The organism is Pseudomonas kielensis (assembly GCF_030505375.1).
Taxonomy (GTDB): domain Bacteria; phylum Pseudomonadota; class Gammaproteobacteria; order Pseudomonadales; family Pseudomonadaceae; genus Aquipseudomonas; species Aquipseudomonas kielensis.
In genome coordinates this window covers 171,525-187,412 of record NZ_CP130043.1, presented here as the reverse complement: position 1 = coordinate 187,412, position 15,888 = coordinate 171,525, and the positions used below count along the sequence as shown (strand labels likewise).

Annotated in this window: 18 protein-coding genes; 8 read left to right on the top strand and 10 right to left on the bottom strand. The window is 63.8% G+C overall.

The features are described from left to right. Positions 1-12 precede the first annotated feature (12 nt). Entirely contained in the window at positions 13-141 is a 129-nt protein-coding gene (locus tag Q1W70_RS00980) for a hypothetical protein (protein ID WP_256669929.1), read from the bottom strand. Positions 142-283: 142 nt separating this feature from the next. On the opposite strand from Q1W70_RS00980, the gene Q1W70_RS00975 reads away from it, so the two are divergent. Beyond that, positions 284-1,099 carry a carbon-nitrogen hydrolase family protein gene (locus Q1W70_RS00975; protein ID WP_185818296.1) on the top strand — a complete coding sequence of 272 codons (816 nt, stop codon included), beginning with the start codon at positions 284-286 and terminating at the stop codon, positions 1,097-1,099. A gap of 83 nt (positions 1,100-1,182) precedes the next feature. Continuing rightward, positions 1,183-2,283 carry a polyamine ABC transporter substrate-binding protein gene (locus Q1W70_RS00970; protein ID WP_302098519.1) on the top strand — a complete coding sequence of 367 codons (1,101 nt, stop codon included), beginning with the start codon at positions 1,183-1,185 and terminating at the stop codon, positions 2,281-2,283. A 3-nt stretch (positions 2,284-2,286) separates the two neighbouring features. On the opposite strand, the gene Q1W70_RS00965 is transcribed toward Q1W70_RS00970, so the two are convergent. Further along, entirely contained in the window at positions 2,287-2,688 is a 402-nt protein-coding gene (locus Q1W70_RS00965; RefSeq protein ID WP_166592355.1) for a hypothetical protein, read from the bottom strand. Positions 2,689-2,741: 53 nt separating this feature from the next. Then, positions 2,742-3,455 carry a murein L,D-transpeptidase catalytic domain family protein gene (locus Q1W70_RS00960; RefSeq protein WP_166592356.1) on the bottom strand — a complete coding sequence of 238 codons (714 nt, stop codon included), beginning with the start codon at positions 3,453-3,455 and terminating at the stop codon, positions 2,742-2,744. A gap of 146 nt (positions 3,456-3,601) precedes the next feature. Here Q1W70_RS00960 and Q1W70_RS00955 point away from each other — a divergent pair, with 146 nt between their 5' ends. The 3 genes from Q1W70_RS00955 to Q1W70_RS00945 all read left to right on the top strand — a co-directional run bounded on the left by Q1W70_RS00955 (position 3,602) and on the right by Q1W70_RS00945 (position 6,419). Beyond that, entirely contained in the window at positions 3,602-5,173 is a 1,572-nt protein-coding gene (locus Q1W70_RS00955) for a L,D-transpeptidase family protein (RefSeq protein WP_302098518.1), read from the top strand. Between the two features lie 236 nt (positions 5,174-5,409). After that, positions 5,410-6,108 carry an AzlC family ABC transporter permease gene (locus tag Q1W70_RS00950; RefSeq protein ID WP_166592358.1) on the top strand — a complete coding sequence of 233 codons (699 nt, stop codon included), beginning with the start codon at positions 5,410-5,412 and terminating at the stop codon, positions 6,106-6,108. Further along, complete coding sequence (locus Q1W70_RS00945; RefSeq protein ID WP_166592368.1) at positions 6,108-6,419, top strand: AzlD domain-containing protein; 312 nt, start codon at positions 6,108-6,110, stop codon at positions 6,417-6,419. The genes Q1W70_RS00950 and Q1W70_RS00945 overlap by 1 nt, the downstream gene beginning before the upstream one ends. Here Q1W70_RS00945 and Q1W70_RS00940 read toward each other — a convergent pair. The 6 genes from Q1W70_RS00940 to Q1W70_RS00915 form a co-directional block, all read right to left on the bottom strand. Then, the gene (locus tag Q1W70_RS00940) at positions 6,416-7,324 is read right to left on the bottom strand and encodes a MurR/RpiR family transcriptional regulator (protein WP_166592359.1); all 909 of its coding nucleotides are present in this window, start codon (positions 7,322-7,324) and stop codon (positions 6,416-6,418) included. The genes Q1W70_RS00945 and Q1W70_RS00940 overlap by 4 nt on opposite strands. Positions 7,325-7,446: 122 nt before the next feature. Then, positions 7,447-8,211, bottom strand: coding sequence for an ABC transporter ATP-binding protein (locus Q1W70_RS00935; RefSeq protein ID WP_182344088.1), 765 nt, complete (start codon positions 8,209-8,211; stop codon positions 7,447-7,449). A gap of 17 nt (positions 8,212-8,228) precedes the next feature. Then, a complete protein-coding gene (locus tag Q1W70_RS00930; protein WP_182344090.1) occupies positions 8,229-9,341 on the bottom strand; it encodes a succinylglutamate desuccinylase/aspartoacylase family protein in 1,113 nt (370 codons plus the stop codon). Positions 9,342-9,350: 9 nt separating this feature from the next. Beyond that, positions 9,351-10,046, bottom strand: coding sequence for an ABC transporter permease (locus tag Q1W70_RS00925; protein WP_166592362.1), 696 nt, complete (start codon positions 10,044-10,046; stop codon positions 9,351-9,353). A 16-nt stretch (positions 10,047-10,062) separates the two neighbouring features. Further along, entirely contained in the window at positions 10,063-10,752 is a 690-nt protein-coding gene (locus Q1W70_RS00920; protein WP_166592363.1) for an ABC transporter permease, read from the bottom strand. A 275-nt stretch (positions 10,753-11,027) separates the two neighbouring features. Continuing rightward, the gene (locus Q1W70_RS00915) at positions 11,028-11,813 is read right to left on the bottom strand and encodes an ABC transporter substrate-binding protein (protein ID WP_166592364.1); all 786 of its coding nucleotides are present in this window, start codon (positions 11,811-11,813) and stop codon (positions 11,028-11,030) included. Between the two features lie 194 nt (positions 11,814-12,007). On the opposite strand from Q1W70_RS00915, the gene Q1W70_RS00910 reads away from it, so the two are divergent. Together Q1W70_RS00910 and Q1W70_RS00905 are read left to right on the top strand one after the other, a co-directional pair. Further along, positions 12,008-12,745 carry a tellurite resistance TerB family protein gene (locus Q1W70_RS00910; protein WP_302098517.1) on the top strand — a complete coding sequence of 246 codons (738 nt, stop codon included), beginning with the start codon at positions 12,008-12,010 and terminating at the stop codon, positions 12,743-12,745. 199 nt (positions 12,746-12,944) lie between these two features. Then, on the top strand, positions 12,945-13,730 hold the full coding sequence (locus Q1W70_RS00905) for a sulfite exporter TauE/SafE family protein (RefSeq protein ID WP_166591909.1): 786 nt from the start codon (positions 12,945-12,947) through the stop codon (positions 13,728-13,730). Between the two features lie 49 nt (positions 13,731-13,779). On the opposite strand, the gene Q1W70_RS00900 is transcribed toward Q1W70_RS00905, so the two are convergent. Next, positions 13,780-14,826, bottom strand: coding sequence for a class I SAM-dependent methyltransferase (locus Q1W70_RS00900; protein ID WP_166591910.1), 1,047 nt, complete (start codon positions 14,824-14,826; stop codon positions 13,780-13,782). 521 nt (positions 14,827-15,347) lie between these two features. On the opposite strand from Q1W70_RS00900, the gene Q1W70_RS00895 reads away from it, so the two are divergent. Beyond that, on the top strand, positions 15,348-15,881 hold the full coding sequence (locus tag Q1W70_RS00895; protein WP_166591911.1) for a DUF4174 domain-containing protein: 534 nt from the start codon (positions 15,348-15,350) through the stop codon (positions 15,879-15,881). The last annotated feature ends 7 nt before the right edge of the window (positions 15,882-15,888 follow it).

Here is a 15,888-nt window from a genome sequence, read left to right as displayed (position 1 = left end):
CGACGGGCTCAATTACATCAGGATAGTCAGCGCCGAAGCGATCGTGCTGCCGCCATCTTCTAGGCGAGCGCCGATGAATGCAAATATCCATGGAACCTGGGTGCAGGTGATCGCAATTTGTCTGATAGCGCCGTCGGACATTTCCCGCGCCTGACTCACAGTGGCTGCCTCTACCCCTTCCGGGGTACCCCTTCGACGGGATTACGCCGGCGCGCACGGGCGCCCCATACTCGGCCGCAGCCTGAAAACGGGCTGCCTGGTCGGATAGGTCGAAGGACAACCCATGAAGATTGAACTGGTACAACTGGCCGGTCGCGATGGCGACACGGCGTACAACCTGCAACGCACGCTGCACGCCATTGCCACCTGCGCCCCGGACACCGACGTGCTGGTGTTCCCCGAAACCCAATTGATGGGTTTTGCCAGCGCCTCGCAACTGGGGGAGGTGGCCGAGGCTGCCGATGGGCCTGGGGTTCAGGCGGTGCTGCAGGCCTTGCGCGAGCGGGATGTGGCAGCGGTCGTGGGCATCGCCGAGCGTGATGGCGACGATTTCTACAACACCTCGTTGCTGCTGACTCCCCAGGGGATCGCCTTGCGCTACCGCAAGACCCACCTGTGGCCGTCGGAGCGTGGCCTGATGCAACCCGGCGATCGTTTTGCCACGACCCTGTACAAAGGCGTGCGGGTCGGGCTGCTGATCTGCTACGACATCGAGTTTCCAGAGCCGGCCCGTGCGCTGGCGCAACTGGGGTGCGACCTGATGCTGGTCTGCAACGCCAACATGGACCCCTTCGGCCCGGTGCACCGTACCGCGATCCTCGCTCGCGCCCAGGAAAACCAGGCGTTTGCGGTGCTGGTCAATCGTTGCGGGGCGGGCGATGACGGTCTGGTCTTCGCCGGTGCCAGTTCGGTGGTCGATCCCTCGGGACGGCTGCTGTTCGAAGCCGGGCGCGAGGAATGCCGGCAGGTGGTGGAGCTGGATTTCAGCGAGTTGCAGCGCTCACGCAAGGACTACGACTACCTCCAGGACCGGCGCATGCCGCTGGCCTGCCGGCAGATCGACCACGCCGATGGGCGCCGCGAATTGCTGATTGCCTGAGTTTTTAGCGCCGCAGACGGCGCGTTCCTTACCCTTCACAGGCAGCCGGCAGCGTCCGCATGCCGTCGTTCTGGAGTCTTGCGATGAAACCTCTGTGCAGTCTGCAACTGGCCGCGGCCGCCGTGCTCGGCCTGGCCATGAGCGGCGTCAGCGCCGCCGAGCCCAGCGTCTCGATCTACAACTGGTACGACTACATTGCCCCCGATGCGACAAAAAACTTCCAGCGCGAAACCGGGGTCGCCACCGTCTACGATGTGTTCGACAACGGCGATGTGATGCAGAGCAAACTCATGGCCGGGCGCAGCGGGTATGACGTGGTGGTCGCCAGCAGCGAGCTGCTGCCCAACCTGATCAAGGCCGGAGTGCTCCAGGAACTGGACCGCAGCCAGCTGCCGAACCTGCCCCACCTGGACCCGGAGATCCTCGCCAAGGTCCAGCACAATGATCCGGGCAACCGTTACGCCGCGCCCTACCTGTGGGGCACCACCGGGGTTGGCTACGATGCGGACCAGGTCAAGGCGCTGCTGGGCGCCGAGGCCCCGGTGGATTCCTGGGACCTGATCTTCAAGCCGGAGAACATCGCCAAGCTCAGCCAGTGCGGGGTGGCCATGCTCGATTCACCCGGCGAGATCATCCCGATTGCCCTGCATTACCTCGGGCTGCCCTACAACAGCCAGAACCCTGAGGACTACCGCAAGGCCGAGGCGCTGTTGCTCAAGATCCGGCCGTACATTCGCTACTTCGACTCTTCGCGTTTTATCTCGGACCTGGCCAATGGCAATGTCTGTGTGGTGCTCGGCTGGTCGGGCGGGGTGTATGACGCGCAACTGGCATCGGCCAAGGCCGGCAATGGGCGCAACCTGGTGTACCGCATCCCGCGCGAGGGCGCTCCGGTCTGGGTCGAGAACCTGGTGCTGCTCAACGACGCGCCGCACCCGCGACAGGGCCTGAGTTTCATCAACTACATGCTGCGCCCCGACGTGATCGCGGCAACCTCCAACTACCTGGGCTACCCGAATGCCAACAAGGACGCGACGGCCCTGGTGGAGCAGAAGGTGCGCGAGAACCCGGGTGTCTACCCGAGCCCGCAGACCATGGCCACCTTGTACCCGCTGGAACCCTTGCCGCTGAAGATGGAACGGGTGCGTACCCGGGTCTGGAGCAAGGTCAAGACGGGCAGTTGAGCCTCAGGCATCCCGCAGCAGGTCGTTGGCGTTGAGCAGTTCGTAGGCGATTTGCGGATGGTTTTCCAGGCCCCGGCGAATCGCCGCCGGGATCGCCTGCCGGGTCTTGCGGCACAGCCCCGGCTGGTCGCGCAGGCGAATGCCGATGCCGCGCATGCTGCGCACCTCGTGGAAGCTGGGGCTGATTTCCACACCGATGCCCAACTGCTCGAACATCCGTTGCTGCAGATGCTCGAGGTCGGCCAGGCTCTTGAGGTTTTCCAGGCGCTCGAGCAGGCGCTTTTCTTCCTGGCGGGTCAGGTAGAGGATGCGCGGGTCGGCGCCGGGCAGGTCGAGCAAGGCCTCACGCCCGCAATCGCAGGCGCCGGGGGGGCAGGGTTGGCGAATCGGCAATGAGGCGGTCATGGCTTGCAGCATAGCCAGATGCGCGTGCTTTTGCTTGTCCTGGCGGTGACCGGCTACCCCTTGTTGGCACTCAGGATGCTGGCCACCTGGCGCGGCTGGCAGTTGAGGTAGGGCGATGACTTCAGCCAGCGCTGGTCCGGGTACCAGGAAAACATGAACTGACCATCCTTGAGTTTATCGATCACCTGGCGCGCCACCTGCGGGCGTACCGCCGGGCAACCCTGGCTGCGGCCAATCCGTCCCTGACGTTCACTCCATAACGGATTCACGTAATCGGCGGCATGGATCACGATCGCGCGATCGCGGGCCAGGTCGTTGAAGCCCGGCTCCAGGCCGTCCATGCGCAACGAGTAGCCGTGGGCGCCCTGATAGCTTTCCTGGGTACGGAACAGGCCCAGGCTCGACTGGTAGCTACCCACGCGATTGGAGAATTGGGTGGCGAAGTTTTCCCCGGACATTTGCCCGTGTGCCACCAGGTCGCGCAGCACCAGGGATTTTTTGCGCAGGTCGAAAATCCACAGGCGACGCGCGGTCGAAGGCTGGGAATAGTCGATCACCGCCAGGTGTTCGGCGCGCTGGGCACCACTGCTGACCGCACATTGCATGGCGCTCAGGGCGCTTTTTAGCGCTTGGGGATTGAGTTCCGGGGCGGCGTGGGCGAGGCTGTTGTACAACGCCTGTTGAGTGGTATTGGCGGCGAACGCCGGAGTACTGATGGCGCCCAGGGTGATCAGTGCCAGGCCAAGCCGGCGCAAAAGGGTAAACATGCGAAGAGAGTCCTCAATGCTATTGTTGGCTCCCGACATCCTGTCGTGCCCCTGGCAGGCCCATGTTGGGCTCGCCTGATTGCTTGCCGCACCTGCTGCAGAGGTCGACCGTCAAATCGTGACGGCCATGGATTGGAGTAAAGCAGTTGTTCAAAAAGCACGCATCTTACTTGAGCCTTTGCCTGCTCGCAGTGCCATTGGTCGCGACTGCCCAGAACGAGTTGGCAGACCATCCCGGGCCGATGCAATTGGCCGTGACCCAGGTCGCGGTGGATTGCCCGGGCCTGAAGCTGCGCCCGGACGCCTCGGCGCAGGCATTGCTGCAGGCTTTCTACCAACAGCAAAACTACCTGCCGGTGTGGACCGACGAGGCTCGGGTCACGGCCTTGCTGGCGCAGTTCCAGTTGCTGGTCGATGATGGCCTGGACCCCAATCGCTACAGCCTGCCGCCGACGGACGTGGTCGGTGGCCCGTTGTGCACTGACATCGGCATCAGCTTGAGGTACCTGCAGGCCCTGCGTGAGCTGCATTACGGGCGCCTGCAGCAAAGCCGCTTCGAACCGCTGTGGCACGCGCAGCCGCCAACAGATGACCGCACGGCCCAGATGCTGGCGATTGCCGGCCCCGGCCTGCATGACCTGGAGGCCGCCTTCGAAGCCGCCCGCCCGGCACTTGAGCAGTACCGCAGCCTGCGTCAGGTGTATGCGGCGCAGCGCCAACAGCCATTGCCGCACTGGCCACAATTGCCCGCCGGCGCCTTGTTGCGCCCGGGCATGCAGGACGCCAGGGTCCCCGGGTTGGCCCAGCGCCTGGTCAGCGAGGGTTACCTGCCCAGCGTGCCGGGCCATGTCGGCACCGACTACAGTGCGCAGTTGGCCAGCGCGGTGAAAAACTTCCAGCTCGACCATTCACTGCAGGCTGATGGAGTCATCGGTGCCGGCACCCTGGCGGAACTCAACATCAGCCCGGCATTGCGCCGTGAGCAACTGCGGATCAACCTCGAACGTTTTCGCTGGCTGGCCCAGGACATGGAACCCGACAGCCTGCTGGTGAACATTGCCGCGGCCCAGTTGACCCTGTTCCAGGGCGGGGTGGCGGTGTGGCAGACGCGCACCCAGGTCGGCCGTGCCGAACGGCAGACCCCGTTGTTGAAATCCCGGGTCACGCGGCTGACCCTGAACCCGACCTGGACCGTCCCGCCGACCATCATGCGTGAGGACAAGTTGCCGCAGATCCGCCGCGACCAGTCGTTCCTCAGCCGTCAGGACCTGCAGGTGCTGGACCGCAACGGCAATCCCCTGGCGGTGGACGATATCGACTGGGACAACCCGGGCAACATCCTCCTGCGCCAGGGCGCCGGCCCGCGAAACCCCCTGGGGCAGATGGCGGTGCGTTTCCCCAACCCGTTCTCGGTGTACCTGCACGACACCCCGAGCCAGGCCCTGTTCCAGAAGGGCCCGCGGGCGTTCAGTTCGGGGTGCGTGCGGGTCGAGCATGCCTTGCAGTTGCGCGACATGCTGCTCAGTCCGGCGGAGCGCTTGCGCACCAACGAATTGCTGGCCACCGGGCTGACCCATGAGTTCAGGTTGGCGACGCCCGTACCGATCCTGCTGACGTACTGGACCGTACAGGCCGACAGTCACGGTCGTCTGTTGTACGCACCGGACATCTACAGCCGTGACCCGGTGCTGTTGAACGCACTGGGCGTGACCTTGTAGACAGCGCAGGGACATTAACCCCACAAAGTCCTAGCCGTGCCCATGGTTGTAGAGCCCCGAGGGCGGCAGGAGCAAGCTTTGCTCCTGCCGAGTGCCGCGTTTATCCCGGATGTTTGTGGGAGCAGGCCGGCCCACGATAGCGTCAGCGGGTCGTGCCGCGAATTGCGCAAGATTGTTCAAGACAGCCCACTGTCTGGCTGGCACATTCCGATCCCCTCTTTTTGTTGTAGAGCGCTATGTCTGACACTCTCCTGCCGCGCAGTGCTTTCCTGCGTGGTGCTGCGGCCGTGATGCCGTTGTCCCTGGCGACAGCGCCGTGGGGGCTGCTGGCCGGCTCCATGGCCATCGAGGCCAATCTCACACCCCTGCAAGGCCAAGGCCTGTCGAGCATTGTCTTTGCCGGCGCCGCGCAACTGGTGGCGATCGGCATGCTCAAGGGCGGTGCGGGTATTTTCTCGATTCTGCTGACCACCTTGCTGCTGACCTCGCAACACCTGCTGTACGGCATGAGCCTGCGGCCAGTGGTGTCACCCATGCCGGCGCGCTGGCGGGTGGGCCTGGGCTTTTTGCTCACCGATGAGTTGTTCGCCCTGACCAGCCAGTTTGACCGCCAGCAGTTCAACCGGTGGTACGCGCTGGGGGTGGGGTTGACGTTCTATATCGCCTGGAACCTGTTCACCCTGGCCGGCATCGTGCTGGGCAGCAGCATCCCGGGGCTTGAACACCTGGGGCTGGACTTCTCGATCGCCGCCACCTTCATCGCCTTGATCACCCCGGTGGTGCGCAATGTGCCGACCGTGGTCTGCGTGGCGGTCTCGCTGTTCTGCTCGGTGCTGTTCGCCTACTGGCAAGTGGGCTCGGCGCTGGTACTGGCCGGGTTGCTGGGGATGACCGCCGGTTTTGTCTGCAACAAGTTCCAGGGAGCACGCACATGATGGTCTGGGCAGTCATAGTCGGCATGGGCCTGCTGGTGTTTCTCAACCGCTACCTGTTCCTCGAACCCCGTCTGCCGGTGCGCCTGAGCAGCAACGCGCGGCAGTTCCTCGGCTTCGCCGTGCCCGGCATGCTCACCGCGATTTGCGGGCCGATCGTGTTCATGCCCGAGCAACAACTGAACCTGCAATGGGATAACCCCTACCTGCTCAGTTCGCTGGTCGCCATTGGCCTGGTGCTCTACACCCGCAGCACCCTGATCAGCATGCTGCTGAGCATGGCGTTCTTTTTCCTGCTGCGCTGGTGGCTCTAAGGCTTGCCAGGTTTGCTGCTGCCGGGGATGTGCAGGTAGCTCATCACGCTTTCGGTGAGCTCTGTGGCCAGTTTCACCGCTTCCTTGTTGCGCGCCATGACCCCGGCGACCAGCCCTTCGATCAGCGCCAGCACGGCGATATAGGAACTGGTCAACACCGGATGATCGGCCGGGGCGAACAGCACATGCCGGGCGATGTGGGTCAGGGGGGAGGCGGGGGAGTCAGTGATCGCCAGCACCGTGGCGCCACGCTCGTGGGCAAAACGCGACAGCTGCAGGGTGTCCAGGGAATAGCGGGGTAGGGAGATCGCCAGCAGCACGTCGTCCTGGGTGATGGCGGCCAGGCGGTAGGCGGCGTTTTCGTTACCGCCTTCCATGCTGATGGCCGTGGCGTCGGCGCAGAACGGCATCAGTGTCGAGGCGGCCAGGCCGGCCAGGTAGACGCTGTTGCCAAAACCGAGGATGTAGATCTTGCGCGCCTGGATCAGGCACGTGACCACGGCCTCGAACGTGTCGGGGTGATTGTTGCTGCCGGCGGTGTCCAGGTTGCTGGTGGCGCTCTGGATCTGCTCGTGCAGGCCGAATGCGCCACCGGGACGTTGCGCCAGTTCATTGCGCAGCTTGTCCACGGGCGAGACCATCTGCTGCAAGGTGGCCACCAGTTCGGCCTTCATGCCGCTGTAGCCGCCGACATCCAGGACCTTGGCCAGGCGATTGACCGCCGCGGGCGAGGTGGCGGTCTCGGCGGCCATTTCCTCGATGGTCAGGGTCGCGGCCTTGAGCGGGTGGCGCAGGATGAAGTCAGCCACCTTGCGCAGTGACGGCGGCAGGTCCGCGAGGATCTGCGCCAGCTTGCGCATCACTGGGGAGGCATAGACCGTGGTGTTTTTCGGGGAATCAGACATAACCGGCTCGCCATCTACCAAAGGGTTCAAGGGGTCGACAACGCCCCCTCGACATAAGTGGGCGCCAGTGTAGCCGAAGCGCATCGGCACTGCGTTCGCGACGGCCAGCACCGCTCAGCGTGTTACTTCAAGCTGCCGGCCAGGAACTGTTGCAGGCGCTCGGACTGCGGGTTGGCCAGCACGTCACGGGGCACGCCCCGTTCCTCGACCACGCCTTTGTGCAGGAACACCAACTGGTTCGACACTTCGCGGGCAAAACCCATTTCGTGGGTCACCACCACCATGGTCCGACCTTCCAGGGCCAGGTCCTGCATGACCTTGAGCACTTCGCCCACCAGCTCCGGGTCGAGGGCCGACGTCGGCTCATCGAACAGCATCACCTCAGGCTCCATGGCCAGGGCCCGGGCGATCGCCACGCGTTGCTGTTCGCCCCCGGACATATGGGCCGGGTAGGCGCCCCGGCGATGGGAGACGCCGACTTTGTCCAGGTAGTGCTCGGCCTTTTCCCGCGCCGCCTTCTTGTCCATCCCCAGGACATGCACCGGGGCTTCCATGACGTTTTCCAGGGCGCTCATGTGCGACCACAGGTTGAAGTGCTGGAACACCATGGCCAGGCGCGAACGCATGCGCTGCAGCTGCCGGGGGTCGGCAGCCTTGAGCCCGCCGGCTTTGTCGGCCAACAGCTTGAGCGGTTCGCCGTTGAGCACGATCTCGCCGGCGTTGGGTTGCTCCAGCAGGTTGATGCAACGCAGGAAGGTGCTTTTGCCCGAGCCGCTGGAGCCGATGATGCTGATCACATCGCCGGCTTTGGCCTGGAGCGAAACGCCCTTGAGTACCTCGACGCTGCCATAGGATTTGTGCAGGTTGCGAATTTCCAGTGTGTTCATGGTCTTGGTCTCGGGAGTCAGTCGCTGAGCAGGCGACCCTGGCGAATGGGGGTGCTGCCTGCGACCTTGGCCAGCCATAGCCCGGGCTGGGCAAAACGCAGGCGCTCGCGGGCGTAGAGAATGCCATCGGTGCTGGCGCTGACCACGCTGTGGCGGTCGGTCAGGGGGTCGAGCACCTCGAACAACGGGTCGCCGACCTTGACGCGGGCGCCCACCGGTTGCAGGAAGCTCACCACGCCCGGGTGCGGGGCATAGGCGTATTGGGCTCCGGCAAAGGGCGTCGCTTCACAGCATTCGGCCGGCGCTGCTGGCCAGTCACCGCTGATCAGGCCGACTTCGGCCAGGTAGCCGAGGATCTGTTCGGCATTCAGCGCGCAGGTATCACCCTCGGTGTCGAGCATGCCCCGCAGTTCCACGGTGGTCGCCACGCAGGCCAGGGGAATGTTGGCCTGCGGAAAACGTTCGGCCAGGTGCAGCCACGGCACCGCGCAGGCTTCATCGAAGGCATTGCCGCCAGCGTCCTCGGCCAGCAGCACGGCGCCGGCCGCCAGGCGCGCGGCCAACGAGCGCACCCGTGGCCAGTTCTGGGGCAGGGCGTAGAGCAGCATGATCGACTCGAAGTCACAGTGCAGGTCCAGCACCACGTCGGCGGTGCAGGCGTGCTGCATCAGCAGCACGCGCAGGCCGTCGAGTTCCGACGCGGGATCTGGCAGGTGGTTGAGTGCCTCGACCATGGCCTCGCGAATCAGCGTCACGTTGGCCTCGGCATCGCTGCCCAGTTGTCCGGCCACGCGCTCGGCCACGGCAGCGCCGAGCGCCGGGAAGTCGCGGTTGAAGTTCTTGCCACTGTTGAACTCGAAGCGCCCCTGGTGGGTGGCCTGGAACATCTGGCCGATGCCAATCGGGTTGGCCATTGGCACCAGTTCGATGACCCCGTCCAGGCGCCCTTGTGCTTCGAGCTCGCGCAGGCGCCGCTTGAGTTCGACCGCGACGCGCATGCCGGGTAGTTCGTCGGCGTGCAGGGACGCCTGGATGTAGGCCTTGCGCGGGCCGGCGCCGAAGCGGAACACCGAGAGGGTGCGCTCCGTGCCGCTGGCGCTCCAGGGCAGGACGTGTTGAATGTGCTGCATGGCAATTCCTTAATGTTTGCGTGGGGCCAGGTGCGCCAGCCAGTGGCGCTCGGCGAGCTTGAACAGGCGCACGAGGATGAACGTCAGGGCCAGGTACATCAGGGCGGCGGTGATGAAGGCTTCGAATGGCATGTAGTAGCGCGAACTGATCGTGCGGGCCGCGCCTGTGATGTCCACCAGCGTGACGATGGAGGCCAGGCTGGTGGTTTGCAGCATCATCAGCACCTCGTTGCTGTACTGCGGCAGCACCCGGCGCAGCGCCGAGGGCAGCAGGATGCGCCGGTACAGGGTCAGGCGTGACATGCCCATGGCCTTGGCGGCTTCGATCTCGCCGCCGGGGGTGGACCGCAGGCTGCCCGCCAGCAGTTCGGCGCTGTAGGCACTGGTGTTGAGGGCGAAGGCCAGGCAGGCGCAGAAGGTCGCGCTGGACAGGTACGGCCAGAGCACGCTGTGGCGCACCGCCTCGAACTGCGCCAGGCCGTAGTAGATCAGGAACAACTGCACCAGCATCGGGGTGCCACGAATGACGTAGGTGTAGGCCCAGGCCGGTGCGTTGAGCCAGGGCGCCCGCGAGACACGCATCAGGGCCAGGGGCACCGCCAGTATCAGGCCCAGGGCCAGGGAAATCAGCAGCAGCTTGAGGGTCAGCAGGGCGCCGCTGAAGTACAACGGCAGGCTGTCCCAGATCAAGGTGTAGTCGAGCATGGTCAGGGTCTCCCGATCACAGGTCGGCGGCTTTGATGCCGACCGAGTAACGTTTTTCCAGGGTGCGCAGCAGCACCAGCGAGACACTGGTGATCACCAGGTACAGCGCCGCGACCGCGAGGTAAAACGTGAAGGGTTCATGGGTCGCATCGGCGGCGTTCTTGGCCTTGAACATCATGTCCTGCAGGCCGATCACCGAAATCAGCGCGGTGGACTTGGTCAGCACCAGCCAGTTGTTGGTGAAACCGGGAATGGCGAAACGGATCATCTGTGGCACCAGGATCCGCCAGAACACCTGCCAGCCGCTCATGCCATAGGCCCGGCCGGCTTCGCCCTGGCCAGCGGGAATGGCCATGAAGGCGCCGCGAAAGGTTTCCGACAGGTAGGCACCGAAGATGAACCCCATGGTACAGACCCCCGCGACAAACGGGTTGATGTCGATGTACTGCTCGTAGCCGACGCCCTGGGCAATGCGGTTCACCAGGTCCTGACCGCCGTAGAAAATCAGCAGGATCAGCACCAGGTCGGGAATGCCACGAATCACCGTGGTATAGGCTTCGCCCAGATTCGCCAGCCATTTGACCGGCGACAAGCGAAACGCCGCACCGAGCAGGCCCAGGGTGATGGCCAGCGCCATGGCACTCAGGGCCAGGTTGATCGACAGCCAGGCGCCATCGAGAATGCTCGATCCGTAGCCGTGCAGCATGATGAAGTCCTCACCCGACACGCGCCAGGCGTGCGGGACGACAGGGGTTGATGACGATCAGACAAGAGGTAAAACCTGTGGGCGCGAGCTTGCTCGCGATGAGGCCGGCACCTTCAACATCGATGTCGGCAGGTCCACCGCCATCGCGGGCGAGCCCGCTCCCACATTGGATTGGGGGGCGAACACCCATCGGTATTCCACCCATTCCCCCCGTGGGAGCGGGCCGGCTCGCGATGAGGCCAGTACCCACAACACAGAAGTTGATTGACCCACCTTTACTCGGCGGTCGAGCCGTAGATGTCATAGGCGAAGTACTTGCCCATGATTTGCTGGTACTTGCCGTTGGTGCGCAGGGTATCGATCGCCGCGTTCAGGCGCACGGCGTTGGCCGTGTCACCTTTGCGCAGGGCAATCCCGGCACCCCGGCCGAAGTAACTGGGGTCGTTGATGTCCGGGCCCACCAGGGCAAAACCCTTGCCGGCCGGGGTTTTGATAAAGGCTTCGTCGGTGTTGACGATATCGGCCAGGGTCGCGTCCAGGCGACCTGAGGCCAGGTCCAGCGAGGCTTCGCTTTGCGAGGAGTAACGCACCACCTCGACCCCGGCCGGGGCCAGTTGCTCGGTGGCGAAACGGTCGTAGGTCGAGGCGCGTTGCACGCCGACTTTCTTGCCCTTGAGATCCAGCAACGGGTCGTTGATTACCACGTCGTCCTTCATCGCGAGCTTGCCGGGCGTGTGGTAGTACTTTTTGGTGAAGTCGACGGACTTCAGGCGATCGGGGGTGATCGACATCGATGACAGAATCGCATCGACCTTGCGCACCTTGAGCGACGGGATCATCCCGTCGAAGGCCAGCACTACCCACTGGCACTTGATCTTCATCTCATCACACAGGGCATTGCCGATGTCGTAGTCGAATCCGCTGATCTCACCTTCCGGGGTCTTGAAAGAAAACGGCGGGTAGGCGGCTTCAATGCCAATGCGCAAGGTGCTGTCGTCGGCGTGGGCGAGGGTGCTGGCGGCACAGAAGGCCAGAGTTGCCAGAAGTCCGGTCGTGTTCATCGTGTTGACTCCGTGAGTAGGGGGCGGATGCCCTTCTTATGGGTCTATGATTGACATGAAATAATTCATTAATCAATACAGTGAAAATAAAAATGTCAGTCTGCCGTTCAATCTCAGCCAGACGGTCATGGCGCAATGGCTGCCCGGGTCTAGAGTTGCCTGACTGAACTCCTGCCATCGAAGAGGGCAATGTCATGAATACCAGCGATCTACTTGAACAATTGCTGCGCGCCGGTCAGGGCCCGCAGGGCCAACACGGCGGTGGTGCCGCGGGCGGGCAAGGCGGCCTGGGTGACCTGGGTGGGTTGCTTGGCGGTTTGCTGGGCGCAGGCGGTGGTGGTGCCGCTGCCGGCGCTGGCGGCCTCGGCGGCTTGGGTGGCCTGCTGGGCGGGTTGGGGGGATTGCTGGGGGGCGCGGGGGGTGGTGGCGGGACGACCCAGGGTCGCTCCAGTGGCACCAACTACGCCGCACTGGCGTCCCTGGGGATGATGGCGTTCCAGGCCTATCAAGCCTGGCAACGCAACCAGGCCTCAGCCCCGCAGCAGGCGCCGCAGACCGTTGACCAGTTGCTCGCCGGGCCACAGATCGAGGCCCATAGCCACGCAGTGTTGCGGGCTCTGATTGCCGCTGCCAAGGCCGACGGGCGCATCGACGACAACGAGAAGCAGATGATCAGCACCGAAATCGGCCGCCACACCAACGACCCGGACCTGCAACAGTGGCTCGATGCTGAAGTCGCCAAGCCACTGGACGCCCAGGAGGTCGCGCAATCGGCCACCGACCCGGCCATCGCCGCGGAAATGTACCTGGCCAGCGTGATGCTGGTCGATCACCAGCAGGACGCCGAGCGCGCCTACCTCGACGAGTTGGCCGCCGCGTTGAACCTCGATCCGCAGTTGCAGGTGCACCTGGAACAGCAAGCCGGCGTCTGAACACGAGCCCCTCCCTGTAGGAGCAGCCGGGCGGCGCTCTCAAGGTTATCGCGAGCAAGCTCGCTCCTGCATAGGGACGGGGGGAGGGTCGATACGCGTGGTTATAAAGTCAGATCACATTGGTATAAGTGGTTATAAGAAATATCGCTATGCTGCCAGCCAGTTTTTGCTCGTCACGCTGGTTCTGTAAGGTATGGCAATGGATTTCGGTAATTGGGGTTTTGTGGTTGCAGGCTTGGTTGTCGGATTCATTGTCGGCATGACCGGTATTGGTGGCGGCTCGTTGATGACCCCGATTCTGCTGTGGTTCGGTATCAACCCGGCCACCGCGGTCGGCACTGACCTGCTGTACGCGGCGATCACCAAGTCCGGTGGGGTGCTGGTTCATCAGAAGAACAAGAACATCGACTGGAAAATCACCGGCTGGCTGACCGCTGGCAGTGTCCCGGCGGTGGCTCTGACCTTGCTGTTTCTCACCTTCTTCAACAACGACGCCCAGGCGACCAACGCGATCATCAAGCAGGCCCTGGGCTTTGTGCTGTTGTTGACCGCGCTGGCGATCTTCTTCAAGAAGCAGTTGCTGGCCTTCGCCCATAAACACGCGGGCGACCACTATCACCTGAGCGAGCGCAATCTCAATCTGCTGACCATCGGCACCGGCGCGTTGCTCGGGGTGATGGTGGCGCTGACCTCGATTGGCGCCGGGGCCCTGGGCACGGTGGCGCTGTTTCTGCTGTACCCGTTCCTGGCCACTAAACGTTTGGTGGGCACCGAAATCGCCCACGCCGTGCCCTTGACCCTGGTCGCCGGCCTTGGCCACGCGAGCATGGGCAACATGGACTGGCACCTGCTGGGGTTCCTGCTGATGGGGTCGCTGCCCGGGATCTACATCGGCAGTCACCTGACCGGGAAAGTCTCCGATGGCGTGCTGCGTCCGTGCCTGGCGGCCATGCTGGTGTTCATCGGCTACAAGCTGGCGTTCTGATCCAGCGCCCGGCCGGGCACTGTTGGCGCAGTGCCCGGCCATTGCTCAGTTATTTGCGCGCCTCCAGAATCAGGTTGAACGGGGTTTGCGCCGCCCGGCGAAAGTGCTTGAACCCCGCCTCGCTGAACACGTCCCGCAACCGTGCCTCACCCGCTTGCGCCCCCAGCCCCAGGCCCACTTCCTGGGACAGCGAATTGGGCGTGCAGATGAAGGTCGAGGCGGCGTAGAACAAGCGGCCTACCGGGGTGTTGTTCTGGTCCAGTTGATCGCTGGCGTAAGGCTCCACCAACAGCACGCTGCCATCGTCCTTGAGTGACCGATAGGCATGCTTGGCCGCGCCCACCGGGTCGCCCATGTCGTGCAGGCAGTCGAAATAGCACACCAGATCGTAGTCGTGGCCTGGGTAGTTTTTCGCGGTGCCCTGGATGAACTGCGCGCGGTCGGCCACGCCGCCTTCTTCGGCGCGTTGGTTGGCGATAGTGATGGAAGGGGCGTGGTAGTCGAAACCCACAAAGGTCGACGCTGGGAAGGCCTTGGCCATGACCACGGTGGAAGCCCCGTGGCCGCAGCCGATATCCGCCACCTTGGCGCCGGCTTTGAGCTTGTCGACCACGCCTTCCAGGGCGGGCAGCCATTCATCCACCAGGTGGGCGCGGTAGCCGGGTCGGAAGAAACGTTCGGTGCCACTGAACATGCACGGGTGGTGATCGCCCCAGGCCAACGCCCCATCGCCGCGCATGGCCGCCAGCAGTTTGTCCTTGTCGTGGTAGAGGGCGGCGATGACCCCAGCACCACCGGCGACATACACCGGCGAGTCCTCGTGGGCGAGCGCCATGGCCTGTTCTTCCGGCAGGCGGAACATCCCGCCGGCATGCTCCATATAGCCTGAGGCCGCATGGGCGCTGAGCCATTCGCGCAGCAGCCGGGCATTGCAGCCGGTCTTGGCGGCCAGTGCCTCGGGGGTCAACGGCAGGCTGTCCGCCATGGCCCGGTACAGGCCCAGCTCTTCGCCGAGGATCACATTGGCGAGCATCGCGGCGCCACCCATGTCGGTCACCAGCTTGCCCATGAAGTCCTGCAGTTTGCCTTCGTCCATAACTGCGCCTCCTGAAAAAGGTCACCGCTGAACGAGGCATACGATGCAGCGACAGCAGCCTGTCAGGCGGTAGTCGGATGGATGACCGGGACGACCGTGGGCGAACTGTCTGCCACGCGAATGCCCGGGCATGGATCATGTCCGGGCGTGTTGGACGCGACGTCGTCGTCCTGCAGAGTTGTCGCTGTGGGGCAGTGCCCCACAGGACGCTTACGAATTGGCCATTGGTTCCAGCGTCATGAGCGTGGTAATGGGCAGGCACGCTGCTGATGGACGCGGATTTGGCTACGTCCCCCTATCGGGAACACTGTCAGTGTAGTACGGGTTGTAGTGGAGCGCCTGGCCGTTGGTCTTGCCCGGTGCTTTGCACACTTTGCCCGTTTCAATGAGGCGGGCAGCCAGTGGCGGATTAACCCTGCTGGCCTAAGCTTGGCAACATGGTGATAGAAATTTCCGACATCAAAACTGGATCTTTCGCCTTGATGCGCAATCATAAGCGTGGAAATCAAAAGGAGATGCGCATGCTCATTCGGTCACTGACCCTCGCTACGCTGCTGGCTGTCGCGGGCCCCTTGTTCGCCGCCGACAACGACACGCCTCTGGCCCAGGAACGCGGCAAGAGCCGCCCGCTGATTGTCATTGCCCCCAGCAGCATCGACCCGACGCTGGTCAACCTGAAAAAATCCCTCGACGACCCGGCCACCAAAAAAGCCTTCCAGGACCGCAACATGGTGCTTTACACCGTGGTCCAGTTGATGGGCCAGCGCGATGGCAAGGATTTGGATGCGCAAACCACCATGGCGCTGATTCGCGAACTGAAACTGGGGGTCAGCGGTGAGACCAAGGTCATCCTGGTGGGCAAGGACGGCGAGAAGAAGCTCGAGCACCTGGGTCCGATAGACGCCAAGGCGCTGTTCGAGACGGTCGACCAGTTGCCTGCCGCCGAGAAAGAAGCGACGCCACCGGCACCTGCGGTCGCCGAAACGCCCGCCAAAGGCAGCAAGGCCGCCAAGCCTGCCAAGCCGGTGAAACCACCTCAGCCGCTGGACGATTGAAACGCGA